General features: G+C 67.9%; 22 protein-coding genes and 1 other RNA gene. 8 read left to right on the top strand and 15 right to left on the bottom strand.

Annotated features, from left to right (window positions below; genetic code table 11):
- The first annotated feature begins 150 nt into the window (after positions 1-150).
- Positions 151-1746 carry a protein kinase family protein gene (locus AC5Y47_RS18585; protein WP_499945705.1) on the top strand — a complete coding sequence of 532 codons (1596 nt, stop codon included), beginning with the start codon at positions 151-153 and terminating at the stop codon, positions 1744-1746.
- Between the two features lie 37 nt (positions 1747-1783).
- Here AC5Y47_RS18585 and AC5Y47_RS18580 read toward each other — a convergent pair whose 3' ends face one another.
- The 6 genes from AC5Y47_RS18580 to AC5Y47_RS18555 all read right to left on the bottom strand — a co-directional run bounded on the left by AC5Y47_RS18580 (position 1784) and on the right by AC5Y47_RS18555 (position 11020).
- Positions 1784-2644, bottom strand: a complete 861-nt coding sequence (locus AC5Y47_RS18580) for a TIGR03619 family F420-dependent LLM class oxidoreductase (protein ID WP_499945704.1) — start codon at positions 2642-2644, stop codon at positions 1784-1786.
- Positions 2641-3288: a PaaI family thioesterase gene (locus tag AC5Y47_RS18575; RefSeq protein WP_499945702.1), complete on the bottom strand. Its 648-nt coding sequence runs from the start codon at positions 3286-3288 to the stop codon at positions 2641-2643. The genes AC5Y47_RS18580 and AC5Y47_RS18575 overlap by 4 nt, the downstream gene beginning before the upstream one ends.
- Positions 3285-6284, bottom strand: a complete 3000-nt coding sequence (locus AC5Y47_RS18570; RefSeq protein ID WP_499945701.1) for a bifunctional [glutamine synthetase] adenylyltransferase/[glutamine synthetase]-adenylyl-L-tyrosine phosphorylase — start codon at positions 6282-6284, stop codon at positions 3285-3287. The genes AC5Y47_RS18575 and AC5Y47_RS18570 overlap by 4 nt, the downstream gene beginning before the upstream one ends.
- Positions 6285-6358: 74 nt before the next feature.
- A complete protein-coding gene (gene glnA, locus AC5Y47_RS18565; protein ID WP_499945700.1) occupies positions 6359-7699 on the bottom strand; it encodes a type I glutamate--ammonia ligase in 1341 nt (446 codons plus the stop codon).
- A 66-nt stretch (positions 7700-7765) separates the two neighbouring features.
- Positions 7766-9319, bottom strand: coding sequence for an alpha/beta hydrolase (locus AC5Y47_RS18560; RefSeq protein WP_499945755.1), 1554 nt, complete (start codon positions 9317-9319; stop codon positions 7766-7768).
- Positions 9320-9460: 141 nt separating this feature from the next.
- Positions 9461-11020, bottom strand: a complete 1560-nt coding sequence (locus AC5Y47_RS18555) for an alpha/beta hydrolase (protein WP_499945699.1) — start codon at positions 11018-11020, stop codon at positions 9461-9463.
- A 305-nt stretch (positions 11021-11325) separates the two neighbouring features.
- On the opposite strand from AC5Y47_RS18555, the gene panB reads away from it, so the two are divergent.
- On the top strand, positions 11326-12168 hold the full coding sequence (panB, locus tag AC5Y47_RS18550; RefSeq protein ID WP_499945697.1) for a 3-methyl-2-oxobutanoate hydroxymethyltransferase: 843 nt from the start codon (positions 11326-11328) through the stop codon (positions 12166-12168).
- A gap of 6 nt (positions 12169-12174) precedes the next feature.
- Here the strand turns inward: panB and AC5Y47_RS18545 are convergent, their stop codons facing one another.
- On the bottom strand, positions 12175-12396 hold the full coding sequence (locus AC5Y47_RS18545; protein WP_499945696.1) for a hypothetical protein: 222 nt from the start codon (positions 12394-12396) through the stop codon (positions 12175-12177).
- Between the two features lie 84 nt (positions 12397-12480).
- Between AC5Y47_RS18545 and AC5Y47_RS18540 the strand changes: the two genes are divergently transcribed.
- Positions 12481-14031 (top strand): CYTH and CHAD domain-containing protein, encoded by a 1551-nt coding sequence (locus AC5Y47_RS18540; RefSeq protein WP_499945695.1) that lies wholly within the window; start codon positions 12481-12483, stop codon positions 14029-14031.
- An 8-nt stretch (positions 14032-14039) separates the two neighbouring features.
- On the opposite strand, the gene AC5Y47_RS18535 is transcribed toward AC5Y47_RS18540, so the two are convergent.
- The 8 genes from AC5Y47_RS18535 to cobC form a co-directional block, all read right to left on the bottom strand.
- Positions 14040-14423 carry a type II toxin-antitoxin system VapC family toxin gene (locus tag AC5Y47_RS18535; RefSeq protein WP_499945694.1) on the bottom strand — a complete coding sequence of 128 codons (384 nt, stop codon included), beginning with the start codon at positions 14421-14423 and terminating at the stop codon, positions 14040-14042.
- A complete protein-coding gene (locus tag AC5Y47_RS18530) occupies positions 14420-14650 on the bottom strand; it encodes a type II toxin-antitoxin system Phd/YefM family antitoxin (protein WP_499945693.1) in 231 nt (76 codons plus the stop codon). The genes AC5Y47_RS18535 and AC5Y47_RS18530 overlap by 4 nt, the downstream gene beginning before the upstream one ends.
- A 44-nt stretch (positions 14651-14694) precedes the next feature.
- Positions 14695-15315, bottom strand: a complete 621-nt coding sequence (locus AC5Y47_RS18525; RefSeq protein ID WP_499945753.1) for a DsbA family protein — start codon at positions 15313-15315, stop codon at positions 14695-14697.
- Between the two features lie 94 nt (positions 15316-15409).
- Positions 15410-15818, bottom strand: an RNA gene (gene rnpB / locus AC5Y47_RS18520) — RNase P RNA component class A.
- A gap of 365 nt (positions 15819-16183) precedes the next feature.
- The gene (locus AC5Y47_RS18515; RefSeq protein ID WP_499945692.1) at positions 16184-17311 is read right to left on the bottom strand and encodes a bifunctional RNase H/acid phosphatase; all 1128 of its coding nucleotides are present in this window, start codon (positions 17309-17311) and stop codon (positions 16184-16186) included.
- Positions 17308-18045 carry a zinc ribbon domain-containing protein gene (locus AC5Y47_RS18510; protein ID WP_499945691.1) on the bottom strand — a complete coding sequence of 246 codons (738 nt, stop codon included), beginning with the start codon at positions 18043-18045 and terminating at the stop codon, positions 17308-17310. Before AC5Y47_RS18510 ends, AC5Y47_RS18515 begins: the two co-directional genes overlap by 4 nt.
- A gap of 22 nt (positions 18046-18067) precedes the next feature.
- Positions 18068-19201, bottom strand: coding sequence for a Nif3-like dinuclear metal center hexameric protein (locus AC5Y47_RS18505; protein ID WP_499945690.1), 1134 nt, complete (start codon positions 19199-19201; stop codon positions 18068-18070).
- Positions 19198-20274 (bottom strand): Rv2231c family histidinol phosphate aminotransferase CobC, encoded by a 1077-nt coding sequence (gene cobC, locus AC5Y47_RS18500; protein WP_499945689.1) that lies wholly within the window; start codon positions 20272-20274, stop codon positions 19198-19200. The genes AC5Y47_RS18505 and cobC overlap by 4 nt, the downstream gene beginning before the upstream one ends.
- 115 nt (positions 20275-20389) lie before the next feature.
- Between cobC and AC5Y47_RS18495 the strand changes: the two genes are divergently transcribed.
- Genes AC5Y47_RS18495 through AC5Y47_RS18475 form a run of 5 tightly spaced genes read left to right on the top strand, consistent with a single transcriptional unit; the run spans position 20390 to position 25492 of the window.
- Positions 20390-21022 (top strand): HAD-IA family hydrolase, encoded by a 633-nt coding sequence (locus AC5Y47_RS18495; RefSeq protein WP_499945752.1) that lies wholly within the window; start codon positions 20390-20392, stop codon positions 21020-21022.
- Entirely contained in the window at positions 21015-21509 is a 495-nt protein-coding gene (locus AC5Y47_RS18490) for a low molecular weight protein-tyrosine-phosphatase (protein WP_499945688.1), read from the top strand. The genes AC5Y47_RS18495 and AC5Y47_RS18490 overlap by 8 nt, the downstream gene beginning before the upstream one ends.
- Positions 21509-22372 (top strand): SURF1 family cytochrome oxidase biogenesis protein, encoded by an 864-nt coding sequence (locus AC5Y47_RS18485; RefSeq protein ID WP_499945687.1) that lies wholly within the window; start codon positions 21509-21511, stop codon positions 22370-22372. The genes AC5Y47_RS18490 and AC5Y47_RS18485 overlap by 1 nt, the downstream gene beginning before the upstream one ends.
- A 25-nt stretch (positions 22373-22397) precedes the next feature.
- Positions 22398-23159: an ABC transporter ATP-binding protein gene (locus AC5Y47_RS18480; RefSeq protein WP_499945686.1), complete on the top strand. Its 762-nt coding sequence runs from the start codon at positions 22398-22400 to the stop codon at positions 23157-23159.
- The gene (locus tag AC5Y47_RS18475) at positions 23156-25492 is read left to right on the top strand and encodes an ABC transporter permease (RefSeq protein WP_499945685.1); all 2337 of its coding nucleotides are present in this window, start codon (positions 23156-23158) and stop codon (positions 25490-25492) included. Before AC5Y47_RS18480 ends, AC5Y47_RS18475 begins: the two co-directional genes overlap by 4 nt.
- The last annotated feature ends 12 nt before the right edge of the window (positions 25493-25504 follow it).

Genomic DNA, 25504 nt, shown 5'->3' with positions numbered 1-25504 from the left:
GTCGCCGTCGTCGGCAACGAGGCAATCGGCGAGCAGCCGCGTAGGGGTTTGGGACGGCACAGGCGCGGCTATGTGAATGAGCAACCATTCACAGCATCGGTTCGCGTCCCGGGCGATGCGATCGACGCCTTGCGGGAACGAGACGAAGCGATGACCGGCAGCCAGCCCTTTGCGCCGGAGGCGACGACACGGATCTCCTATCTGTGGACCGAACCGCGTTCGCCCAGTGGAGAGCGGAACCCCCTGGTCGCGGGCGCCACCATCGCAAGCGGCCGGATCCGGTTGATGCTGTTCTACGGCGAGTCGCCGCATCTGCAATTTTGGCAAGCCGCCGACACGGTCACGGGGCAGCATCTGGCGGTCACGGTCGTCGATCCGGAGAATGACCTGCCCAAAGCGACTGTCGATGCGATCCTTCCCCGCACCGCGAGTCTGCGGGGCATCGACTCGCCCCACCTGGCAACGGTGATCGACGTGGGTCGCGACTACTGCGGCGGGGTGGTGGTCTCCGAATGGCTACGCGGTGCCACCTTGAGAGAGGTAGCCGATATCGGCCTGTCGCCCGCCCGCGCCGCAGATGCCGTGTCATCGCTTGCCGAAGCCGCAGAAGCCGCGCATCGGGCTGGATTGATGCTGTCCATCGACCATCCGGCTCGGATCCGGGTAAGCAGGGACGGTCGTGCCGCGTTGGCCTTTCCTGCGACGCTGCCGGACGCGACCGCACGTGACGACCTCCGCGGCATCGGTGCGGTCATGTATGCCCTGCTGGTCAACCGCTGGCCCTTCAAAACCGAAGGTGTGAGCCAGGATTGGCGTCACGCCGAACTGGATGCCGAAGGTCGCATCAAGGAACCCGCAGCCTTCGACCCGCGTGTTCCCTTCCTCATCTCGTCCACCGCCGCCGGCCTGGTTCGTGACGGAGAGGGTATCCGCAGCGCCAAGACACTCACGACGTTGCTGCGCGAAGCCAGTGCCGAAGCCAAACACGCCGCGGATCCCGCCACGACTCAGGAGCTGCTTGCGGTACCCGCCCCGGGTAGCTACGCCGGCTTCCGCAATTTCGGGCCGGCCGAGCGGGCCGAACACGCGCGCCGTCAGCTCGTCAAGACGTGCCTCGGGACGGCGGCGGCGATCGTCCTGGTGCTGTTGCTCAGCTTCGCCACCACACTCAGCCGGGTGGTAGGCGTCTTGGACACCGACGTCGCGATGGACGGGCACAAGCTGGGGCTCCAGGCGACCCAAGCGTCCCAGCCCTCGGCCCTGCCGACACTGGTGGCAGCCGGCCCGGGACCGCTCAAACCGCTTCAGGCAGTGGTGTTCTCCCCCGGCGGTGCGCCGGACAGTCCGGATTCCGCAGGCCTGGCGATCGACGGCAACCCCGGCACCGCCTGGTCGACCGACACCTACTTCGACCCGCAGCCGTTCCCCAGGTTCAAGGACGGTGTGGGACTGCTATTGCAGGCTCCGCAACCGACATCGCTCAGCACTGTCACCGTCGACCTGAACAGCACCGGCACCGTGATACAGATCCGGTCATCGGCGACGGCAACGCCCGCGAAGCTCTCCGACACCGCCGAACTCAGTCCCCCCACCGCCGTGCATCCCGGCCACAACGTCATTCCGGTAACCGCCTCCGCGCCAACGACATTCGTGTTGGTTTGGATAAGCACTCTGGGCGCCACCGGCGGCCGGAGCCATTCCGATATCGCCGAAGTCAGTCTCGAGACCGCCGTTCAGGTCAGGTGACCGACACCTCAGAGCTTCGGGCGGCGCCCGATGATCATCACCCGTCGAGACCCAGATCCTTGCGGAAGCGCCGCATGCCGTCGATCTTGTCCGACAGTGAAGCGTCCGGGCCGCTGTAGAACATCCACGGCATGGTGATGATGCCGGTGATGCCGGCCTGCTCGGCGCGCCGGTAGTCGACGGCGGTGAACGCGTCGGTCAGCGGGGTCAGGACCGTGAAACCGTCCATGGACAAACCGTTTTCGTCCCGCAGCTGGCGCAGCCGGACGACGGCTTCCACGGCACGCTCGGTCTTGATCAGATCCCCGATCCAACCGTCGTGGCGGGCGGCACGGCGCAGCGCGATGTCGCTGAGGCCGCCGACGTACACCGGTATCGGCGGCGGCGTCGGCTGCATCTCCAGGCGGGGCGCCTGGTAGAACCGGCCCTCGAATTCGGTCCAGCCCGGTTGCCATAGCGCCCGCATCAACTCGATCATCTCGTCGGTGCGTTTGCCGCGCGCCTCGAACTGCTCCCCCATCAGGGTGAACTCTTCGCGGCACCAGCCCACGCCGATACCCAACTCCACCCGGCCGGAAGCCAAAACGGCTGCGGTGCCAATGGCTTTGGCCGCCGAATAGGGATTGCGCATCGCCGGGATGTAGACCGTGTTGACGAATTTCAACCGCGTGGTGACCTGTGCGAGCGCACCGATGAGAACCCAGGGATCGGGCCAGTCGGTGAACGGCTGCCAGCGTCGTTGCCCGTCCTTGGTGTACGGGTACGGGGTCTCCAGCGTCTCCAGGTTGACGACGTGGTCGGGGATGCCGATGCCGTCGTAGCCGAGTTCGTCTGCGGCCTTGGCTATTTCGATGATCTCCGGGGTGTTCAGGAACGCGCTGCTGACGTAGAACTTCACTGCCCGTTCCTCACCCAAGAAGGCTCGATGAAGACACCGTCGGCTTCGACCGTGACACCTGTGGCATCCGAAATGGTGCCCCGCGCAAACACTTTGACGCCCTCTTTGCGCTCGATCCAGGCGTCACAACGCAGCGGCCCCAGCGGAGTGCCGCGCAGATACTTCACCGTGATAGTTCCGGTGAAACGCGGCTTGGAGAGTCCCTCGCTGGCCGCCTCGCCGAGCATGTGGTCGAGCACCAACGCGCTGACGCCACCGTGCACCAGTGTGGGTGGACCCTCGTAGGCGCAGCCGAGGACGAATTCGGACCAGCACCTCCCACCGCCTTCGTGCTGCACGACGATCGGTGGCGCGATCGGATTGCACACGCCCACAACGGCATTGCCCAACGGCAGGGGACGGTCGCCGACTCGGTAGCTGACCCTGCCGGGGCGGGTTCGTTGCCGCAGCGACTCGGTGACCTCCGCGATCGTGGCCGTCGCCGCGGCGACGGCGTCGTCGTCTGCCTCGGTGCGGATGGTCGCGTCCAGGAGTTCCCGGACGGCCTGCGCCAGCGGCGCATACAAGGCGGTCACCCGGCCCGCCTCCGCGGCGCTCAACTCCTCGAAGTCGACGCCGCCCAGCGCCCCCATCTCCTGACTCAACTGCCGAACACCTTGCGCACCACCGCTTTCGCCCGTCGCGTCACCCGAAGATAGTTGTCCAAGAATTCTCCGCCGTCGTCGTTGTGCCACCCGGCGGCGACCGCCACGGCGTTGAGCTGACGTCCCGGTCCGGGCAGCTGGTCGGTGGGCTTGCCCCGGACCAGCACCAGCGCGTTGCGGGCGGCGGTGGCGGTCAGCCACGCCTGCCGCAACAGGTCGACCTCGTCGTGGTCGACCAGACCGGTCTCGGCGATCACGTCCAGCGACTGCAACGTCGAAGTGTTGTGCAGGGCTTCGATCTCGTGGGCGTGCTGCAGCTGCAGCAGCTGCACGGTCCACTCGATGTCGGCCAGGCCGCCGCGGCCCAGCTTGGTGTGGGTGTTCGGGTCGGCGCCGCGCGGCAACCGCTCGGACTCCACGCGCGCCTTGATCCGGCGGATCTCGTGCACCGTCTCGGCCGACACCCCGTGGGCGGGATAGCGCGTCTTGTCGATCATCAGCAGGAACCGTCTGCCCAGCTCCGGATCGCCGGCCACCGCGTGCGCGCGCAGCAGGGCCTGCACCTCCCACGGCTGCGCCCACTGCGCGTAGTAGGCCTCGTACGAGGCCAGGGTGCGGACCAGCGGGCCGTTGCGGCCCTCCGGCCGCAGGTTGGCGTCGACCTCCAGCGGCGGATCCACGCTGGGTGTCCCCAAATGCTTGCGGACCTGCTCGGCGACCGTCGTCGCCCACTTCACCGCCTGGGAGTCCGGCACGCCCGCGGTCGGCTCGCAGACGAACATCACGTCGGCATCCGAGCCGTAGCCCAGTTCCGCGCCACCCAGCCGACCCATCCCGATGACCGCAAGCGCCGCCGGCGCGCACCCGTCCTCGGGCAGGTTGGCGCGCACCACCGCATTGAGCGCGGCTTGCAGCACGGCGACCCAGATCGAGGTCAGCGCGGCGCACACCTCCCGGACTTCGAGCATCCCGAACAGGTCCGCCGAGCCGATGCGGGCCAGCTCGCGACGGCGCAGCGTCCGCGCGGAGCTGACGGCCCGCGCCGGGTCGCTGTAGCGTCCCGCCGAGGCGACCAGCGCGCGCGCCACCGCCACAGGCTCGGTCTCGAGCAGCTTGGGCCCGGACGCGCCGTCTCCGTAGGACTGGATGACCTCCGGTGCGCGCATCAACAGGTCGGGGACGAACGCCGACGTGCCGAGCACATGCATGAGACGCCGGCCCACGGTCGGTTTGTCGCGCAGCGTCGCCAGGTACCAGGTCTGGGCGGCCAGCGCCTCGCTGAGTTTGCGGTAGGCCAGCAGCCCGCCGTCGGGGTCGGGCGCGTAGGACAGCCAGTCCAGCAGTCGCGGCATCAGTACCGACTGCACCCGGCCGCGCCGGCCGCTGAGGTTGACCAGCGCCGACATGTGCTTCAGCGCGATCTGCGGCGCCTCGTAACCCAGCGCGCCCAATTGACGCGCCGCGGCCTCCGGGGTCATGCGGCCGCCGGCGATCTCCAGCCCGGCCGGGCCGACGGACTCCAGCAGCGGCTGATAGAACAACTTGGCGTGCAGCCGGGAGACCCGGACGTTCTGGTGCTTGAGTTCCTCGCGCAACACCCCGGCCGCGTCGTGGCGTCCGTCGGGGCGGATGTGCGCCGCGCGGGCCAGCCAGCGCACCGCCTCGTCGTCGTCGGGCTCGGGCAGCAGATGGGTGCGCTTGAGCCGCTGCAGTTGCAGCCGGTGCTCGAGCAGTCGCAGGAACTCGTAGGAGGCGATCATGTTCGCCGTATCCTCGCGCCCGATGTAGCCGCCCTCACCCAACGCCGTAAGCGCGTCCACCGTGGAGGCGACGTGCAGCGAGTCGTCGCTGCGGCCGTGCACCAACTGCAGCAGTTGCGCGGCGAACTCCACGTCACGCAACCCGCCGCTGCCGAGTTTGAGCTCACGGCCGCGGATGTCGGCGGGCACCAGCCGTTCCACCCGGCGCCGCATGGCCTGCACCTCGGGCACGAAATCCTCGCGCTCGCAGGCGGTCCACACCATCGGCATCAACGCTTCGAGGTATCGCTCGCCGAGTTCGGGGTCCCCGGCCGCGGGCCGGGCTTTCATCAACGCCTGGAACTCCCAGGTCTTGGCCCAACGCTGGTAGTACGCGACGTGCGACTCCAGCGTCCGGACCAGTTCACCGCTGCGACCCTCCGGGCGTAGCCCCGCGTCGACTTCGAAGAACGCCTCCGACGCCAGCCGCATCATCTCCCCGGCGACGCGGTTGCTGATCGGGTCGGCACGCTCGCCGACGAAGATCACGTCCACGTCGCTGACGTAATTCAGTTCGCGCGCACCGCATTTGCCCATCGCGATGACGGCCAGCCGCGGTGCTGTGCGGTCGCCGCACACCGTGTTCTCGGCCACGCGCAACGCGGCCGCCAGGGCGGCGTCGGCGGTGTCGGAGAGCTGCGCGGCGACCGTGGTGAACGGCAGCACCGGCTCGTCCTCCACCGTCGCGGCCAAATCCAGCGCGGCCAGGACCAACAGTTGATCGCGGTACTTCGCCCGCAACCGGTGCACGACCGTAGCGGGCGCGCCCGAGGATTCCTCGGCGCATTCCAGGAACGCCGCGCGCAACTCGGCGCGGGACGGCAGTTCGACCTTGCCCCGCAACAGTTTCCACGACTGGGCGTTGGCGATCAGATGATCTCCCAGCGCCAGTGAGGAACCCAGCACCGCGAACAACCGACCGCGCAGGCCGAGCTCGGTCAGCAGTGCCGCGTTCAGTTCGTCCCAGTCGGCGTCGGGATTCTCCGAGAGCCGGATCAGCGCACGCAACGCAGCGTCGGCGTCCGGCGCGCGGGACAGCGACCAGAGCAGATCGACGTGCGCCTGGTCGTCGTGGCGGTCCCACCCCAGTTGGGACAGCTGAGCACCGGCTCGCGGGTCCACCAGTCCGAGACGGCCGACGCTGGGCAGCTTGGGTCGCTGCGTCGTCGGCTTGGTCACGACACGCGCCGACGACAATGCAGAGCGAAGCGATGAGGAGTGGCGCCCACGACAATGACGGTAGCGCAGTGGGCCTGTCGGTCGCCGATCAGCTACAGCGACAGGTAGGAGCGCAGCTCGAACGGCGTGACGTGGCTGCGGTAGTTGGCCCACTCCGCGCGCTTGTTGCGCAAGAAGAAGTCAAATACGTGCTCCCCCAACGCCTCCGCGACCAGCTCGGAGGATTCCATGGCACGCAATGCGTTGTCCAGACTGGACGGCAGTTCGCGGTAGCCCATGGTGCGGCGTTCCTCGGGTGTGAGGTCCCAGACGTTGTCCTCGGCCTGCGGGCCCAGCACGTAACCCTTCTCCACGCCGCGCAGTCCGGCGGCCAGCAGCACCGCAAACGTCAGGTAGGGGTTGCACGCCGAGTCGGGGCTACGCACCTCGACCCGCCGCGACGACGTCTTGTGCGGGGTGTACATCGGAACGCGCACCAGCGCGGAGCGGTTGGCCGCGCCCCAGGACGCCGCGGTCGGCGCCTCACCGCCGTGCACCAGTCGCTTGTAGGAGTTCACCCACTGGTTGGTGACGGCGCTGATCTCCGAGGCGTGTTCGAGTATCCCGGCGATGAAGGACTTTCCGACTTCGGACAGTTGCAGCGGGTCGTCGTCGCTGTGGAAGGCGTTCACGTCGCCCTCGAACAGGCTCATGTGGGTGTGCATCGCCGAACCCGCGTGCTGTCCGAACGGCTTGGGCATGAACGACGCGCGCACGCCTTCGTCCAGCGCCACCTCTTTGATGACGTAGCGGAAGGTCATCACGTTGTCGGCCATCGACAGCGCATCGGCGAACCGCAGGTCGATCTCCTGCTGTCCGGGCGCACCTTCGTGATGGCTGAATTCCACCGAGATGCCCATGAATTCCAGCGCGTCGATCGCGTGGCGGCGGAACTTCGACGCGGACTCGTGCACCGCCTGGTCGAAGTATCCGGCGTTGTCGATAGGCACCGGCTCCGACCCGTCCTCCGGACCGGGCTGCAGCAGGAAGAACTCGATCTCGGGGTGCACGTAGCAGGAGAACCCGAGGTCGTTGGCCTTCTGCAACTGGCGCCGCAGCACGTGGCGCGGGTCCGCCCAGGACGGCGAGCCGTCCGGCATGGTGATGTCGCAGAACATCCGGGCCGAGTGGTAGTGGTCGGTTTTGTCGGCCCACGGCAGCACCTGGAAGGTCGACGGGTCGGGGTGCGCGACGGTGTCGGATTCCGACACCCGGGCGAAGCCTTCGATCGACGATCCGTCGAAGCCGATGCCCTCTTCGAAGGCCCCTTCGAGTTCAGCCGGCGCTATCGCAACCGACTTGAGATACCCGAGCACGTCGGTGAACCACAGCCGGACGAAACGGATGTCGCGCTCTTCCAGCGTGCGGAGGACGAACTCCTTCTGCCGATCCATACCCGCACCCTAGGCATGCTCTGTTAAATCCGTGTTACCGATGCCTCGCCAGACGCGTTGCGGTGCTCATCCCTGGCAGCGCAAATTGGGTGGCGGCAGCGTCAGATCGAGGAAGTAGCGGACCACGGCCGCGTCCACGCAATTGTTGCCGTCGAACACCGCGGTGTGCTGGGTTCCGTCGTAGGTGATCAGTGTGCCGCCCAATTGCCGGGCCAGGTCGACGCCGGCCTGGTAGGGGGTGGCCGGGTCGTGCGTGGTCGAGACGACGACGACCTTGCCCGGCGGGGCCGGTGCCGCAGTGTGCGGCGTGGAGGTCGCCGGCACCGGCCACAACGCGCAGATGTCGCGGGGAGCGGCACCGGTGAACTGGCCGTAGCTCAAAAAGGGGGCCACCTCGCGGAGGCGCCGATCGGCCGAAACCCAGGACGCGGCGTCGGTCGGTGTCGGCGCGTCGACACATCGGATCGCGTTGAACGCATCCTGGCCGTTGTCGTAGTGCCCCTGCTTGTCCCGGCCGTTGTAGTCGTCGGCCAGCAGCAGCAGGTCTCCCGCGTCGGTGCCGCGCTGCAGTCCCAGCAGGCCGCTGGTCAGATACTTCCAGTGCTGGGGCGTGTAGAGCGCGTTGATGGTGCCGGTGGTCGCGTCGGCGTAGCTCAAGCCACGCGGATCCGAAGTCTTGCCCGGCTTGGCGACGAGCGGGTCGATCAGGGCGTGGTAGCGGCTCACCCATTGGGCTGGATCGGTGCCCAGCGGGCAGGCGGTCGACTTCGCGCAGTCCGCGGCGTAGTCGTTGAACGCGGTCTGAAAGCCCGCCATCTGGTTGACGGTCTGGTCGATCGGGCCGATCATCGGGTCGATGGCGCCGTCGAGCACCATCGCCCGCACGTGCGGTGCGAACCTCTCGATATAGGCGGTGCCCAGCTGGGTCCCGTAGCTGTAGCCGAGGTAGTTGATCTGCTCGTCGCCCAGCGCCTGACGCACCAGGTCCATGTCGCGCGCGGCCGACGCCGTGCCGATGTTGGCCAGGAATGCCTGACCCAGCCGGTCTGCGCAGTGCTGGGCGATTTCCCGGTACAACTGCTCGATGTGCGCGACTCCGGCGGGACTGTAGTCCACCATCGGATCGCGCCGGTAGGCGTCGAACTCGGCGTCGGTGCGGCAGCGCAGTTCCGGCGTCGAGTGGCCCACCCCGCGCGGGTCGAATCCGACCAGATCGAAATGCCGGGCGATGTCGGTGTCTTGAAGGTTGGGCGCCATGCCGGCGACCATGTCCACCGCGGACGCGCCGGGCCCGCCCGGGTTGACCAACAGCGATCCGATCCGCTGCCCGGAAGCCGGGATTCGGATCACCGCGAGCTTCGCTTGCGCTCCGGCGGGTTTGTCGTAGTCGACGGGCACCGCCACCGTGGCGCACTGCGCGGTGGGTATGTCGGTGGTGTCTCCGACGAGGTCGCGGCAGGAGCCCCAGCTCTGTTGTGGCGTCGCGGCGGGCGCCGCCGGGACCGGGGTCTGCCCGCTGTCGGGCTCGGGAGTCGCGCCGGCGACCGACTGTCCGCAGCACACCAGTCCGAACGACAACAGCGCCGAGCTCACCGTTCTCAGGCGCAACATGGCCGAAATCGTCTCACCTTCGGATACCGCAACAGGACGCGGAATGGTCACGCCTTGATCACTTGTCGGCCTTGTGCCGAGTGGGAATCACACGACGCGACACACCGCTGTACCGTCGCGCGATTCACGCTCGCGGGATCGGGAGAGGACTCAGCAGGTCGCGCCGCCCGGCGGTGTGGTGCCGCTGATCAGGTAGGCGGTGACGTGGTCGTCGACGCAGTTGTCGCCCTGGAACACCACCGTGTGCTGGGTCCCGTTGAAGGTCAGCAGCGCGCCTTTGAGCTGCGCGGCCAGGTCGACTCCGGCCTGGTAGGGCGTGGCCGGGTCGTGGGTGGTCGACACGACGATGGTCGGCGGCAGCCCGGGGGCCGAGACGGGGTGCGGCCGGCTGGTCGGGGGCACCGGCCAGAACGCGCAGGTGCCCAGCGGCGCGAAGCCGGTGAACTTCCCGTAGCTCATGAACGGGGCGAGCTCGCGGGCGCGGCGATCTTCTTCGACGATCTTGGCACGGTCGGTGATCGGCGGTTGGTCGACGCAATTGATGGCCACCCGCGCGTCCGTCGAGTTGTTGTAGTGACCGTGTGAGTCGCGACGCATGTACATGTCGGCCAACGCCAGCATGGTGTCGCCGCGGTGTTCGTCGGCCAGTTCGGTCAGCCCGTCGTTGAGGTGGTGCCACAGGTTGGGCGAATACAGCGCCATGATGGTGCCGACGATGGCGTCGCTGTAGCTCAGTCCGCGTGGGTCTTTCGTCTTTGCCGGCCTACTCACGGTCAGGTTGTCCGGATCGATCAGCGGGTTCACCAGATCGTGGTAGACGTCCACAGCCTTGGCCGGGTCATTGCCCAGCGGACAGCCCGCATCCTTGGCGCAGTCGGCGGCGAAGTCGTCGAACGCATCTTGAAAGCCCTTGGCCTGGCGCAGATCTGCCTCGATCGGGTCGGCGTTGGGGTCCACGGCGCCGTCCAAGATCATCGCCCGCACATTCTGCGGGAACGCCTCGGCGTAAGCCGCGCCGATCCGGGTGCCATAGGAATAGCCGAGGTAGGTCAGTTTGGCGTCACCCAGCGCTTTGCGGATCGCGTCGAGATCCTTGGCCACATCGTCCGTCCCGACGTTGGCCAGAAATCCCTTGCCCATCTTGTCCACGCAGCGCTGCACGAACTGTTTGGTCTCGTTCTCCATGCGTTCCACGCCGGCCTGGCTGTAGTCGACCTGGGGCTCGGCGCGAAGCCGGTCGTTGTCGGCGTCGGAGTTGCACCAGATCGCGGGCCGCGATCCCGCCACGCCCCGAGGGTCGAAGCCCACTAGGTCGAATCGTTCGTGGACCCGTTTGGGCAGTGTCTGGAAGATGCCCAGCGCGGCCTCGATGCCTGACTCCCCGGGCCCACCGGGATTGATCACCAGCGAGCCGATCCTGTCCCCGGTCGCCGGGAAGCGAATCAAGCCCAGCGCCGCCACCTCGCCGTCGGGGTGGGCGTAGTCGACGGGCACGGCGAGCTTCCCGCACATCGCGTTGCCGGGGATCTTGGCCGCGGGATTGGAGCTACGGCACGGTGTCCACACCACCGGCTGGCCCAACCGCGGCTCCGCCATGCGTGCGCGCCCGGCGACCACGTGGACGCAGCCGGCCAGAGTCAGCACCGCGGTGGCCAGAGCGGTCCAGACCAGCAGCAGGCGCGCGAGATGGGCGCGGCGACTCAGGCACATGGCTCCCCATGCTGCCAGAGGGCATCCACGGTCCTGGTCAGCGGCCAATTGCCGGGCTCGCCTTCTGACCCGCGAACGTGCGCAGGTGTACAGAGACACGCCGCTGGCGTTGGCGATGTGTGCATCCTCGCGGTGTGCACCCTTGCGCGGTGGTACCGGCGGCGCACGCAGGTCGCGCGATGGCGCTTCTCACACGGTCCGGTCGGTGCGTCCACCGGTCCCAGATGGCAGAATGGCAGGGTCAGACGAACCCGGGGACCCTGATCTGGGCCACGAGGATCGACCCGACCACCTTTAGGACAACGATGTCTGAGAACGTCTACGGTTCGAACGCTGCCACCGCTTCGGCGCCCCGACCCAAGATTCGCACCGTTCACCTGCAGAAATGGAAGTCCGAAGGCCACCGCTGGGGCATGCTCACGGCCTACGACTACTCCACCGCGCGGATTTTCGACGAGGCCGGCATCCCGGTGCTGCTGGTCGGCGACTCCGCCGCCAACGTCGTGTACGGCTACGACACCACGGTGCCGATCTCGATCGATGAGCTGATCCCCCTGGTCCGCGGTGTGGTGCGGGGCGCGCCGCACGCCTTGGTCGTCGCCGACCTGCCGTTCGGCAGTTACGAGGCCGGCCCGGCGGCGGCACTGGCCTCGGCCACCCGGTTCATGAAGGAGGGCGGCGCGCACGCCGTCAAACTCGAGGGCGGTGAGCGGGTCGCCGAGCAGATCGCGTGCCTGACCGCCGCCGGCATCCCGGTGATGGCGCACATCGGCTTCACCCCGCAAAGCGTCAACACCCTGGGCGGGTTCAAAGTCCAGGGCCGCGGTGACGCCGCCGAACAGACCGTCGCCGACGCGATCGCCGTCGCCGAAGCCGGCGCGTTCGCCGTGGTGATGGAAATGGTGCCGGCCGAACTGGCCACCCAGATCACCGGCAAGCTGACCATCCCCACTGTCGGGATCGGCGCCGGACCCAACTGCGACGGCCAGGTATTGGTGTGGCAGGACATGGCCGGGATGAGCGGCGGCAAGGCCGCGCGCTTCGTCAAGAGATTCGCCGACGTGGGTGGCGAATTGCGGCGCGCCGCAACCCAATACGCCGAAGAGGTGGCCAGCGGCACGTTCCCGGCGGAAGAGCACTGCTTCTAGGCGCGGTTACCCGACGGCGGGCGGAGTGCCCCACAGGTCGACGACTTCGCCGATGTTGCGCAGCATCACATAGCGGTATCCCGATGCCTCCGCTTTCGCGGTGAACTCGTCGTAGGCTGCGCGCGCACCGGCCTCGTCGCCTTCGTACACAGTGGTCGGCACCGGCGGCACGCCCGTGCTCTGCTCGTCGGCTTCACCGATCACGACGTTCCACGACTGCTCAGTCATGGCACCCACGCTAACCTGCCGCGTAACCCCGGTGTGGCACTCTATGGTTGCCCGTCCCGCCCCGATCCTCTTACTGGAGAACAAATGCCCGGTAAAGCGCCCAAGTCGGCGCGACATCTGGAGGTCGAGCGCAAGTTCGACGTGGTGGAGTCGACGGTGTCGCCGTCCTTCGAGGGCATCGCGGCGGTGGCGCGGGTGGAGAAGTCGCCGGTCCAGGAACTGGATGCGGTCTACTTCGACACCCCGGCGCAGGACTTGGCGCGCCACAAGATCACGCTGCGCCGCCGCACCGGCGGAACTGACGCCGGCTGGCATCTGAAGTTGCCCGCCGGACCCGATTCACGCACCGAGATCCACGCCTCGTTGGACTCATCCGACGACGACACGGTGCCGCCCGAGTTGCTGGACGTGGTGCTGGCCATCGTGCGTGACCGTCCGGTCGAGCCGGTCGCGCGCATCACCACGCGACGCGAACGCCAAGTCCTCTACGACGGCGAGGGTGCGGCGCTGGCGGAGTTCAGCGACGACCACGTCACCGCCTGGTCTGCCTCTGAACGCTCCGACGGCTCGGACGACGCCGACCCCCACGAGCAGCATTGGCACGAATGGGAACTCGAGATCCTCGACACCGACGAGGCCGCCGACCAGACCGCGAACCACGAGCTACTCCACCGGCTGAGCAATCGGCTGCTGGACGCCGGGGCAGCGCCGGCCGGGCACGGGTCGAAGCTGGCGCGGGTGCTCGACAAGACTGCGCAACCGGCCAGCGCCCCGCCGCCCTCCGATCCGGTGCATAGGGCGGTTGCCAAGCACGTCGAGGAGTTGGTTGCCTGGGATCGTGCCGTGCGCGACGACGTCTACGACTCCGTGCACCAGATGCGGGTGATCACCCGCAAGATCCGCAGTCTGCTCAAGGATTCCCAGGATTTGTTCGGATTGGCCGACGGCGCATGGGTTCTCGACGAACTGCGCGAACTCGCCGGTGTGCTGGGAGTAGCACGGGATGCCGAGGTGCTCGGTGAGCGGTACGAGCAGGCGCTCAACGATTTCGATGAGTCGTTGGTGCGCGGTCCGGTGTGGGAGCGTCTCGTCGAGGGCGCCCGGCGCCGCTACCAGATCGGGCTGCGGCGCTCGCTGGTGGCGATGCGGTCCAAGAGGTACTTCCGGTTGCTCGACGCGCTCGACGCGTTGGTGGCCAAGCGGCCGGTCACCCCGTTCGGCGAGGAACCTGCGCCCGTCACCATCGATGCGGCGTACAAGCGGGTGCGCAAAGCGGTGAAGAAGGCCGAAGCCGCGGAGAAAGCCGAAGACGACGCCGGCCAGGATGCGGACGAGGCGCTGCATGTCATCCGCAAGCGCGCCAAGCGGCTGCGCTATACCGCCGCGGCCACCGGGGACGACGAGGTCGCCGCGCAGGCCAAGGCGATCCAGGCGTTGCTCGGCGACCATCAGGACAGCGCGGTCAGCCGGGAACACCTGTTAGCCCAGGCCGACGCCGCGCACGCCGCCGGCGAAGACACCTTCACCTACGGTCTGCTGTATCAGCGGGAGAGCGATCTGGCCGAGAGCAGCACCGGGCAGCTGGACCCCGCGCTGCGCAAGCTGGACCAGGCGGTGAAGCGCGCCCGGCGCTGAGCGGCTCATCAGATCCTGGCGTCGATCGCGTCGGGTACCGCGGACAGGAGTTTCGCGTCGGCAGTGAGCAAAGTGAGCCGCTCCACGGACGCCTGGGCGACCAGGATGGCGTCGAATGGATTCTGGTGCGGTAGCCCGGTCAGCTCGCAGGCGAGGGTGTGGCGACGCGTGATTGGAAGGTCCTGCAGGCCGGAGCGGCTGATCGCCTCGTCGAGGTGGTCGGGCAGCGTCAGCTTGCCGAGCGCCGACTTGATGGCCAGCTCCCAGGTGCACGCGGCGGAGACGAAAACCGCCGAGCTTTCGGTAATGCGTTCGCGCGCGCCGATTCCCAGCCGCGGGTTGTCTTCGAGAAGCCAGATCAGGACGTGAGTGTCCAGCAAGAGCCCGGTCATTCGATGCCGAACAAGGCGTTGAGGTCGCGGTCGGTGTCATCGAAGTGGTCTGTGTCGTAACGGAATTGGCCGGCGAGCCCGCCGAAGGCGATGTCGGCACGGTAGTGAGGCACCAGATCGGCCACCGGTTTACCGGCCCGCGCGATGGTGATCTTCTCGCCGTTTTCGACGCGAGTGAGCAGCTGCGACAGATGTGTCTTCGCGTCGTGGATGTTGACCGTCGCCATGAAGACCAGCCTAGTCGACTTAGTCTAGTCGGACTAGGCTGAGCTCAGTGCGGAAGTCGGTCCAGCCAGTTGGAGTTGCCGTCAATCGATTCACCGTCGATGACGACCATGGGCACGCCGGGATGAGGCAGAGCGCGCAGCAACACGAGGTTGTTCGCCGCGATGGAGCGCGGGTCGTAGGGGACCGGCAACCCGAGCTTGATCATTGCCTGCGCTGACGGCGGCGCGCCGGCTCGTTCGGCGAGGCCGGCGAGTTGATCGTTGCTCAGATCCGTCGGACCTTCTTCTTCCGGTTGCTGATCGGCGGAGAAGATCTGCTCGATGAACCGCCAGGTGACCTCGCTCGACCGGGACTGATCGGCGACGACGTAGGACGCGTAGATCGCGCGGCTGTCGTAAGTGCCGCTGGCCGAGTACTTTTCGAGGAAATCGACGAGTCGCAGATTGATGTGCAGGCGGCCGGCCTCGATGCGGCGACCGATCTCGCTGCCCTGCTCGCGGATCATCTTCCCGCTGTGGGGGCACAGCGGATCCAGATACAACTCGATCTGGCCCGGCGCTGCCGGGTCGCCGATCGACAGGATGTCACCGGCCGAGGAGGCATCGGCCGCGTATGCGCGTCCGGGGTTGGACACCAGCAGCGCGGCCAGCAATCCGAGCGTCATCGCGACGGCAATCGATGTTCGGGCGGGCCGACTCACAGAAGCGCTCGCTGTCATAAGCACCATCATGTCGGAAGGATCGGCGGGTGATTCTGCGCGGACGAGTTGGCCTGTAAGCCGGATTCTGTTCCCCGCCGCCGCGGGGGTAACCAACGGCGGCGCGGCGGCGACCATCCATCTGGACACACCGTTGCCGGGTGCCTCGAGCGGCCTACCCGCAGACTCGGGCGAGCAGCCCTCGAACGTCTGCGCAGCCGCACTTTCGGTGCGGCCTTCTTGGCCTTGCTTCGGGTGGGGTTTGCCTAGCCATTCCGGTCACCCGGGATGCTGGTGCGCTCTTACCGCACCGTTTCACCCTTACCATCGCGAGGATGGCGGTCTGTTCTCTGTGGCACTTTCCCGCGAGTCGCCTCGGATTGCCGTTAGCAATCACCCTGCTCTGTGAAGTCCGGACTTTCCTCGACTCGCTACCACAAGGCACGAGCCGCGGCCGCCCGGCCAACTCGTCCGCGACGAACACGGTACTCCCTTTGCCGTGAAATGTGTCAGCTGTCGCCACCTACTCTCAACACGCCGAACGTGTCGCCACTGCGAAAACGGGCCCCCGTTGTCAAGTGGTCAAGACAACATGGCGTGGTGGTGAGCGCCGAGCGTGTCGCTGTTGCGAAATTTCGGCCTGGATTTGGCAGTGGTTACACGTTCGGCGAAGGGGGCCACGGGCAGGTTCGCCGAGCGTGTCGCTGTTGCGAAATTTCGGCCTGGATTTGGCAGTGGTTACACGTTCGGCGAAGGGGGCCACGGGCAGGTTCGCCGAGCGTGTCGCCACTGCGAAAAACCGGCTCGATTTTGACAGTGGCTACACGCTCGGCGACTACAGGTAGGCCGTCTGGTTGACCAGGCGCACCGACGAGGCGCCGTCGGGGTAGAACTCGGCGATGCTCAACGACGCCAGGTCCAGATGCATGCGGTACAACATGCCCGAACCCGCGTCCAACGCCATGCGCAGCAGCAACTTGATGGGGGTGACATGGGAGACCACCAACACGTTCTCGCCACCATAGGTGGCAAGGATGCGGTCGCGTCCCCGACGGACGCGCCGCAGCACGTCGTCGAAGCTCTCCCCGCCCGGCGGGACGGTGCCGGTGTCGTAGAGCCACCGACGGTGCAACTCGGGATCGCGTTCGGCGGCCTCGGTGAAGGTCAGACCCTCCCAGACTCCGAAGTCGGTTTCGATGAGGTCGTTGTCGACGATGACCTCCACCCCCAGCGCCCTGGCCGCCGTCGTCGCGGTGTCATGTGCGCGCTGCAGCGGCGAGGAGATGACGGCGGCGATCCCGCGCCGCTGGCTGAGATACCGCGCCGCCAAACCCGCTTGACGCCAACCAACTTCGTTCAGCGGTGGATTGCCGCGTCCTGAATAGCGGCGTTGCGCCGACATCTCGGTCTGCCCGTGCCGCAACAGCAGCAGCCGGGTGGGGACGCCGCGCGCACCGGTCCATCCCGGTCCTGTGGTGATTTCGTTGGGGGTTTCCGTCGTACCTTTGCGGGCCGCTTCGGTAACGGGCACCGCGACCTTGTCGACGCGACGGTCGGTCTGGGCCGCGGCGTCCATCGCGTCGTTGGCCAGCCGGTCGGCGTAGGCGTTCTGTTCCCGCGGAATCCACGAGTAGCTGATCCGGCGGAACTGCGACGCCAGCGACCGCGCCTCGGCGTGCAGTTCCACCAGGTCGGGGTGCTTGACCTTCCACCGCCCCGACATCTGTTCGACCACCAGCTTGGAGTCCATCAGCACCGAGGCTTCGGTGGCACCCATCTTCACGGCGTCGTCCAAACCGGCGATCAGACCGCGGTATTCGGCGACGTTGTTGGTCGCGCGGCCGATGGCGTGCTTGGACTCGGCCAGCACCGTCTGGTGATCGGCGGTCCACACCACCGCGCCGTACCCGGCGGGCCCCGGGTTGCCCCGCGATCCGCCGTCCGCTTCGATGACCACCTTCATCGCTCAAAACCTTTGACTCGCAACAGGATCGCACCGCATTCCGGGCAGCGCAGCACCTCGTCTTCGGAGGCGGCCGTGATGCGGGCCAATTCGCCGCGGCCGATCTCGATCCGGCAGGCGCCGCACCGATGTCCCTGCAGCGGTCCGGCGCCCGGTCCTCCCCCGGCCCGCAACCGTTCGTAGAGTGCCGAAAGCTCGGAGTCCAGCGACGCTTTCAACACTTCGCGCCGCGATGACTGTTCGCCGCGGGTCTGGTCGATCTCGGCCACCGCCGCGTCGAGGGCCTGCTGGGCGCCGGCCAGATCAGCCTGCAGTCCCTCGATGGTCATCGCCTCGGCGGCCTGCTGCGCCTGTAACTCTTCGCGGCTTTCCATGATTTCCAGCAGCGTGTCCTCCAGGCTGGCCTGACGACGCTGCAGAGTCTCCAGCTCGTGCTGCAGGTCGGAAAGCTGCTTGACGTCGGTGGCGCCGGAGGCGAGCAATGAGCGGTCGCGGTCTTCACGTTTGCGCACCGCGTCGATCTCCGATTCCAGACGCGACACTTCGGCGTCCAGGTCCTCGATCGCAATCTGCAGCGCGGCCAGTCGGTCACTGGCCGCGGTGTGCTCGCCGTGCACCCGCTCGTAGGCCTCGCGTTGCGGCAGATGGGCGGCGCGGTGCGCGATGCGGGACAGCTCGGCATCCAACGTCGCCAGTTCCAGCAGCGAACGCTGCTGTGCCACTTCGGCTTTCATGACGGGTCTCCTGGTCTCGTTCTCAGCATTCGCCCCCACTTGCACTCAGGTTCCACGGGTCGGTGCGCAGGGTGGACACCCGCACCGGCAGCGAAGCCCCGAACCGCGACCGCAACACCGCAGCCGCCTGAGCGCACCACGGGAATTCACTTGCCCAGTGCGCGACGTCGATCAGCGCCACCGGCGAATCCCGACGGTGTTCGTCGGCCGGATGGTGTCGCAGGTCGGCCGTGACGTAAGCCTGCACATCGGCCGCGGCTACCGCGCTCAACAACGAGTCCCCCGCTCCCCCGCAGACCGCCACCCGCGACACCGGCAGGTCGGGGTCGCCCGCCGCCCGCACCCCCCACGACGTCTGCGGCAGCGCCGCGCCGACGCGGGCGACGAAGTCGCGCAGCGATTCCGGTTGTGCCAGCGTGCCGATCCGGCCCAGTCCGGTGCCGGCGGGCGGCGGCGCCAGGGCGAAGATGTCGAAGGCCGGCTCCTCGTAGGGATGCGCGGCCCGCATCGCCGCCAGCACGGCGCCGCGCGACTTGCTGGGCGCGATGACTTCAACCCTGTCCTCGGGCACCCGTTCGACGGTGCCGACGCTGCCGATCGCCGGATTGGCCCCGTCGTGCGGCAGGAACTGGCCGATGCCGGTGACGCTCCAGCTGCAATGCGAGTAGTCCCCGATGTGTCCGGCGCCGGCACCGAAGACCGCGTCGCGCACCGCGTCTGAGTTCTCCTGCGGCACGTAGATGACCCATTTGTCGAGGTCACCGACCGCCGGCGAGCGCTCCAGCACAGCCTCCACGGTGAGGCCGAGCGCGTCGGCCAGCGCGTCGGAAACCCCGGGGGCGGCCGAGTCGGCGTTGGTGTGCGCGGTGAACAACGAGCGGCCCGAGCGGATCAACCGGTGGATCAGCGCACCTTTGGGCGTGTTGGCCGCGACCGTGTCAACGCCGCGCAACAGCAGCGGATGGTGAGCCAGCAGCAGGCCCGCCTCGGGCACTTCGTCGACGACGGCCGGGGTCGCGTCGATCGCAACGGTCACCGACTCCACCGGGTCGGCCGGGTCACCGCATACCAGGCCGACGGAATCCCACGACTCGGCCAGCCGCGGCGGATACGCCTCGTCGAGCACGCCGATCACGTCGGCCAACTGCACGCTCACCGAGTACCTCCGCTGTGCGCGCAGACCGGTAGTTCGGACATGGATTCGACCAGTCTGTCGACCAAGACGGGCCATTCGGCACGCACCGCCGCCCGGAGATACGTGTCGTCCAGACCGACGAAAGTGTCGCAGCGTCGCACCGCGATTCCCTTGTCGCGCAAACTATTTCGTATCGCCTTCGCGGCGGGGCTGCGGAACAGCACAAACGGTGCCGAACCGTCGACCACCGCCACACCTGCCGACTCCAACCCGGCTACCATCGCAGCGCGCAACATCATCAGTCGCGTGGCATCGGCGGCCGCCTCGGCGACGGCCTGGGGCGCGCAGCACGCCGTGATCGCCGCCAGCTGCAGGGTGCCGACCGGCCAGTGCGGGCGCGCGGCGGTCAGCCGGGCCAGCACGTCCGGCGCGCCGAGCGCGTAGCCCACTCGCAGCCCGGCCAGCGCCCACGTCTTGGTCAGGCTGCGAAACACCAGCACGTCGGGCAGTGAGTCGCCGGCCAACGAGTGCGGCTCGTCGGGAACCGAGTCCGCGAAAGCCTCGTCGACCACCAAGATCCGTCCGGGCCGGCGCAACGCCCGCAGCTGCTCGCGGGTGTGCAGCACCGACGTCGGGTTGGTGGGGTTGCCGACCACCACCAGATCGGCGTCCTCCGGCACCCGAGCGGCGTCCAGGGTGTACGGCGGCGGTAGGACGACGTGGCGCACCGGTACACCGGCCGCGCTCAGGGCGACCTCCGGCTCGGTGAACGAGGGCGCGATCAGCGCCGCCAGGCGCGGGCGCAGGTTGGCCAGTAACGCGAACCCTTCGGCCGCGCCGGACAGCGGCAGCACCTCGTCCCGGGCCCGGCGGTGCCGCGCGGCGGCGGCGTCCTGGGCGGCGTGGAGCTCCGCGGAGCCGGGATAGCGGGCCAGGTCGGCCAGTCGCGCGCTCAACCGCTGCACCAGCCACGCCGGCGGCTGCGCGTGCCGGACATTGACGGCGAAATCCAGCATGCCCGGCACGACGTCTTGATCACCGTGATAACGCGCCAGCGCAAGCCGGCTCGACGCGCTCGGATCTGGACGTGCCATCACTGAAACCTTAGTGCGCGATCGGCCAGGCCAGACATCCGGCGCAGCCCTGCGCCACCCATCTAGGACAATGAGGGGCGTGACACGCTCGATCGCGGACGAGGCGCCGCAGCTGGTGATCTTCGATTTGGACGGCACCCTGACCGATTCGGCACTGGGCATCGTGTCCAGCTTCCGCCACGCCCTCACCCACATCGGCGCCCCCATCCCGGACGGCGACCTGGCGGCCCGCATCGTCGGGCCGCCGATGGACGAGACGTTTCACGCCATGGAACTCGACGGGCGGGCCGACGAGGCGATCGCCGCGTTTCGGGCCGAGTACGGCGCGCGGGGCTGGTCGATGAACACCCTGTTCGACGGCATCGCGGCACTGCTGGCCGACCTGCAGACAGCCGGGATCCGGCTGGCGGTGGCCACCTCCAAACTGGAGCCGACGGCTCGGCGCATCCTCGCCCATTTCGGCGTGGAGCAGCACTTCGAGATCATTGCCGGCGCCACCGCGGACGGCTCCCGCAAGTCCAAGACCGAGGTCCTGGCGCACGCCATCACCCAGTTAGAGCCGCTGCCCGAGCGGGTGCTGATGGTCGGCGACCGAAGTCACGACGTCGACGGCGCCGCCGCGCACGGCATCGACACCGTGGTGGTCGGCTGGGGTTATGGACGTGCCGACTTCCCCGACCGGATCGGTGTCACCGGCGTGACGCACGTCGCGACGGTCGACGAGTTGCGCAGGGCGCTCGGTGTCTGAGCACGAACTGCACGTGACGTTCGTGTGCACCGGCAACATCTGCCGCTCCCCGATGGCGGAGAAGATGTTCGCCCACCAGATCCAGGAGCGCGGACTGGGCGACGTCGTCCGGGTGTCCAGCGCCGGCACCGGCAACTGGCACGTCGGTGAGGGAGCCGACCGGCGGGCCAAGCGCGTACTGCGCGACCACGGCTATCCCACCGCTCACCGCGCAGCCCAAGTCGACGACGAGCATCTGCAGGCCGATCTGGTGGTGGCGTTGGGCCGCAACCATGTCCGACTGCTGCGCGATCTGGGAGTGGAGGACCAGCGGCTGCGGATGCTGCGTTCGTTCGACCCGCGGTCGGGGGCTTACGCGCTCGACGTCGAGGACCCCTACTACGGCGACCACAGCGACTTCGAGGAGGCGTTCGTGGTCATCGAGTCCGCGCTGCCCGGTCTGCACGATTGGGTCGACGAGAGACTCGCGCAGAACGGATCCGGTTGATGTCCCGCAGAGTTCCCAGCCTCGGGTTCCTGCTGCGGCCGGGATGGGTGGCGCTGTGGCTGGTGTGCATCGCATTCACCTACCTGTGCTTCACCGTGCTGGCACCGTGGCAGCTGGGCAAGAACACCAGGACGTCGCGGGAGAACCAGCAGATCGCCGATTCGCTGAACACGCCGCCAGCACCGCTGAAAACACTGTTGCCGCAACAGGATTCGTCGGCCCCCGATGCGCAGTGGCGTCAGGTGACGGCCACCGGCCATTACCTGCCGGACGTACGGGTGCTGGCCCGGCTCCGCGTCGTGGACGGCGACCAGGCGTTCGAGGTGCTGGCGCCGTTCGTCGTCGACGACGGGCCGACGGTTCTGGTCAACCGTGGTTACGTGCGGCCCGAGAGCGGCTCGCACGTGCCGCCGATTCCGCGGCCACCCGATCACACGGTGACCATCACCGCGCGCCTGCGCGATTCGGAGGCGACCCTGCCGGGCAAGGAGCCGTTCACCAGAGACGGCTACCAGCAGGTGTATTCGATCAGCACCGGCCAGGTGTCGGCGTTGACTGGGGTGCCGTTGGCCGGGTCGTATCTGCAGTTGGTGGAGGGCCAGCCCGGCGGGCTCGGCGTGATCGGGGTACCGCACCTGGATGCCGGCCCGTTTCTGTCCTACGGCATCCAGTGGATCCTGTTCGGCGTCGTGGCCCCGTCCGCGCTGGCATATTTCGTCTATGCCGAGGTCCGCGCTCGGCGCCGGGAGAGACAGGTCCGTCCGGCTCAGCCCCACGACGCACCCACCGGCGGTCCCGCGCCACCGGACCAGTCGATGACCGTCGAGCAGAAGCTCGCCGATCGGTACGGACGCCGACGCTAGCGCGGCCGGATGCCATAGTGAGCAGATGAGCGCTGGGTCAGACGTCGGCGACGCACCCGCGGCGCGCAGTTCTGCCAGACCGTTCGCGTTGCGGCTGACCGATGTCGGCAAGACCTACGGCGCCGAGCCCACCCGGGTCGTCGCCCTGCACGGGGTGAACCTGGAAATCCGGGCCGGTGAATTCGTGGTGCTGCTCGGGCCGTCCGGATCGGGAAAGACGACCCTGCTCAACATCATTGGCGGAATCGACCAGCCGACGCAGGGTCAGGTCGAGGTCGGTGGCGCCGATGTCACAAGCCTGAACCGCAAGTCGCGCACCCGGTACCGCCGCGAGCAGGTCGGGTTCGTCTTCCAGTTCTTCAACCTGGTACCCACCTTGACCGCGCGGGAGAACGTCGAACTACTCGCCGAACTGACCGCACCCGACGCCCCCTCGCGCAGTCGCGCCGCGCTGGAACGGGTGGGTGTCGGAGACGTTGCAGATCGCTTTCCCGCTCAGCTTTCGGGCGGTCAGCAACAGCGGGTGGCCATCGCCCGGGCCATCGTCAAACAGCCCCCGCTGCTGTTGTGCGACGAACCCACCGGAAGCCTGGATCTGGTCACCGGGCGACACGTCCTGGCCGCGCTGGGTGACCTGGCCCGTGGCGGTGGGCAGACAGTCATCGTGGTGACCCACAACTCCGAGATCGCGCGCATGGCCGACCGGGTGCTGTGGTTACACGCGGGCGCGATCAGCAAGACAGAGATCGTCGAAAACCCGGTGGACGCAACGGACTTGGACTGGTGAGTCGCGCACTGCGCCGCAAACTGCGCCGGGACGTGTGGCGGGAACGATGGCGATTCGCCGCTATCGCCGTCGTGATGGCAATCGGTGTGGCCGTATTCGTCGCCGCCACCGACAGTTACCGCAATCTCGATCAATCCTTCGACCGGTCCTATTCCAGTCAACGGCTGCCGGACGCGGTCTTGTCCGGACCCGGGGCCTTTCACCTGCGCGATGCCGTCGCCGCACTGCCGGGCGGCCCGCTGGTCGAGGCGCGCCATCAAGCCGACGTCGGGATCCGGGTGGACCGGCACGCGCTCTACGGCCGCGCCGTCGGGGTACCCGAGGCGAAGCAGCCGAGCGTGTCGCTGCTCGACGTGCGGGCGGGTGCACTGCCTCGCGACGGGCATGTGCTGGTCGAGCAGCATCTGGCCGACCACTATCACCTCGATCCGGGCGGAACCGTCGAGTTGCTGGGAAGTCAAGGCTGGCAACGCTTTACCGTCTCGGGCACCGGCCTGTCGACCGAATATCTGTGGCCGGCACGCTCGGCCCAGGAAGTGCTCACCACCCCGGAGGATTTCGGTGTGGTGTTTCTGCCCGACGAGGAGTTGCAGCGCGTGCTGCCGAATGCCACCGATCAGTTGGCCGTCTACGCACGTGACCGCTCGGCTGCCGCCGCCCTGACCGAGTCGGTGCGCCGGCTTGCCGGAGACGCCGGGCTGCAGTTCGTCGCACGCGAGGATCAGCCGTCCTTTCACACGTTGCGCGACGACGTCATGCAGTTCGGCAGCCTCGCCGGGATTCTGCCGTGGCTGTTCCTCGCGGCTGTCGCGCTGGGCACCTATGTGCTGCTCTTCCGTATCGTCGCCGCACAGCGGGCCGTCATCGGAACCCTGATCGCCAACGGCCTGTCCGCGGGCGCCGTGCGCCGGCACTATCTGGCCTACGGGGTGGCATGTGCGGCGATCGGCGTGCCGCCCGGGCTGCTCGGCGGTTACCTGTTGGCGCAATGGATTACGTCGAAGTACACGACTGCCATCGCGTTGCCGATGCGTCTCACCGCGATTCATCCGGTGACCTACCTGGTCGCTGCCGTCGCCGCGTGCGCCGTCGCGCTGCTGGCCGCGTCGGCACCGGCCCGTGCGGCCGCGCGGATGTCACCCGCCGAAGCCATGCGGGTAGCCCCACCGCTGCAGCGCGGCCCGACGATCAGGATCGGCTCACGCCTTTTACTGGGACGGATACCGGCGCGGTGGCGAATGATGTTGCGGGCCATCGGTCGGAACCGTCGGCGGACGGTGCTCACCGTAACGGGTGTTGCCGTCGCGGTCGTCTTGGTGATGGTGTTCGCCGGCATGCGCGACACCCTGCCCGGCATGGTCAACCGGCAGTTCGGTCAAATCGCCAAGCAGGACGGGGAAGTCGTGCTGTCCGGGCCGGCCGATGCGGTGGTGGACGGGTTGCGCGCGGATCCCGAGGTGACCGCCGCGGGGCCTTACAGTGCGCACGGCGTCACGGTCACCGCCGGCGCACACCGTTACGAAACCCAGCTGATCGGGCTGGCGCCGCAGCCCCAGATGCACACGTTCCCGGCGGAATCCGGCGCCGACCGGCTGCCGCAAGACGGGGTTCTGCTGGGAGTCGGTTTGCGCGACCTGTTGTCCACTTCGCTCGGGGACCGCATCGACATCGCGGTCCCGCAGTACGGGCTGCGATTCACCGAGCGGGTAGCGGGATTCGTCGACGAACCGTTCTCACCCGTCGTCTACATCTCGCTGAATCGGCTACGAGCACAAGCCGATCGGCTTCCGGTCAACGGCGTGCTGGTCAAACTCAAGCCCGGTGCCGACCAGCGCTCATTCGGGGACCGGATGGCCGCGGTACCCGGAGTCGTCGCGTACCGTTCGACGACATCGCTGGCATCGACCATGCGGAAAGCCTTCAGTCTCTACGACACCCTGGTCAGCATCATGCTCGTCTTCGCGGCCGTCATGGCGGCCGCGCTGCTGTACAACGCCATGTCCGCCAACATATCCGATCGACTCGGCGAGCTCGGAGCGTTGCATGCCCAAGGAATGGGTGCCGGCATGTTGTCCCGGCTGATCGCCGCGGAGAATTTAAGCCTCGCTTTACTCGCCGTCCCGTTCGGCGTGGTCGGCGGCGCGCTGCTCGCCGACGGCCTGCTGTCCACCTATCACAGTCTGGGTTACCGCCTGAGACTCGAGATGCGCGCGACCACGCCGGTGGTGGTGGCGGGCGTCATTCTCGTGGCCGCGGCATTGGCCCAATTGCCGGTGGCGCGACGGGTTTACGGAATCGATCTGGCGCGGATCGGGCGCGAACGCGCGCTGTGAGCGTCGACGGCA

The sequence above is a fragment of the Mycobacterium sp. NGS22 genome, from assembly GCF_059813095.1.
The sequence above is the reverse complement of the archived record's forward strand: the minus strand, read 5'-3'. Positions and strand labels throughout refer to the sequence as shown.

Coding starts and splice junctions, on each gene's coding strand:
- AC5Y47_RS18585 (WP_499945705.1), top strand. CDS start 151: ATGACCGGCAGCCAGCCCTTTGCGCCGGAGGCGACGACACGGATCTCC.
- glnA (WP_499945700.1), bottom strand. CDS start 7,699: ATGGATCGGCAGAAGGAGTTCGTCCTCCGCACGCTGGAAGAGCGCGAC.
- AC5Y47_RS18555 (WP_499945699.1), bottom strand. CDS start 11,020: ATGTGCCTGAGTCGCCGCGCCCATCTCGCGCGCCTGCTGCTGGTCTGG.
- panB (WP_499945697.1), top strand. CDS start 11,326: ATGTCTGAGAACGTCTACGGTTCGAACGCTGCCACCGCTTCGGCGCCC.
- AC5Y47_RS18545 (WP_499945696.1), bottom strand. CDS start 12,396: ATGACTGAGCAGTCGTGGAACGTCGTGATCGGTGAAGCCGACGAGCAG.
- AC5Y47_RS18540 (WP_499945695.1), top strand. CDS start 12,481: ATGCCCGGTAAAGCGCCCAAGTCGGCGCGACATCTGGAGGTCGAGCGC.
- AC5Y47_RS18535 (WP_499945694.1), bottom strand. CDS start 14,423: ATGACCGGGCTCTTGCTGGACACTCACGTCCTGATCTGGCTTCTCGAA.
- AC5Y47_RS18530 (WP_499945693.1), bottom strand. CDS start 14,650: ATGGCGACGGTCAACATCCACGACGCGAAGACACATCTGTCGCAGCTG.
- AC5Y47_RS18525 (WP_499945753.1), bottom strand. CDS start 15,315: ATGACGCTCGGATTGCTGGCCGCGCTGCTGGTGTCCAACCCCGGACGC.
- AC5Y47_RS18515 (WP_499945692.1), bottom strand. CDS start 17,311: ATGAAGGTGGTCATCGAAGCGGACGGCGGATCGCGGGGCAACCCGGGG.
- AC5Y47_RS18510 (WP_499945691.1), bottom strand. CDS start 18,045: ATGAAAGCCGAAGTGGCACAGCAGCGTTCGCTGCTGGAACTGGCGACG.
- cobC (WP_499945689.1), bottom strand. CDS start 20,274: ATGGCACGTCCAGATCCGAGCGCGTCGAGCCGGCTTGCGCTGGCGCGT.
- AC5Y47_RS18485 (WP_499945687.1), top strand. CDS start 21,509: ATGTCCCGCAGAGTTCCCAGCCTCGGGTTCCTGCTGCGGCCGGGATGG.
- AC5Y47_RS18480 (WP_499945686.1), top strand. CDS start 22,398: ATGAGCGCTGGGTCAGACGTCGGCGACGCACCCGCGGCGCGCAGTTCT.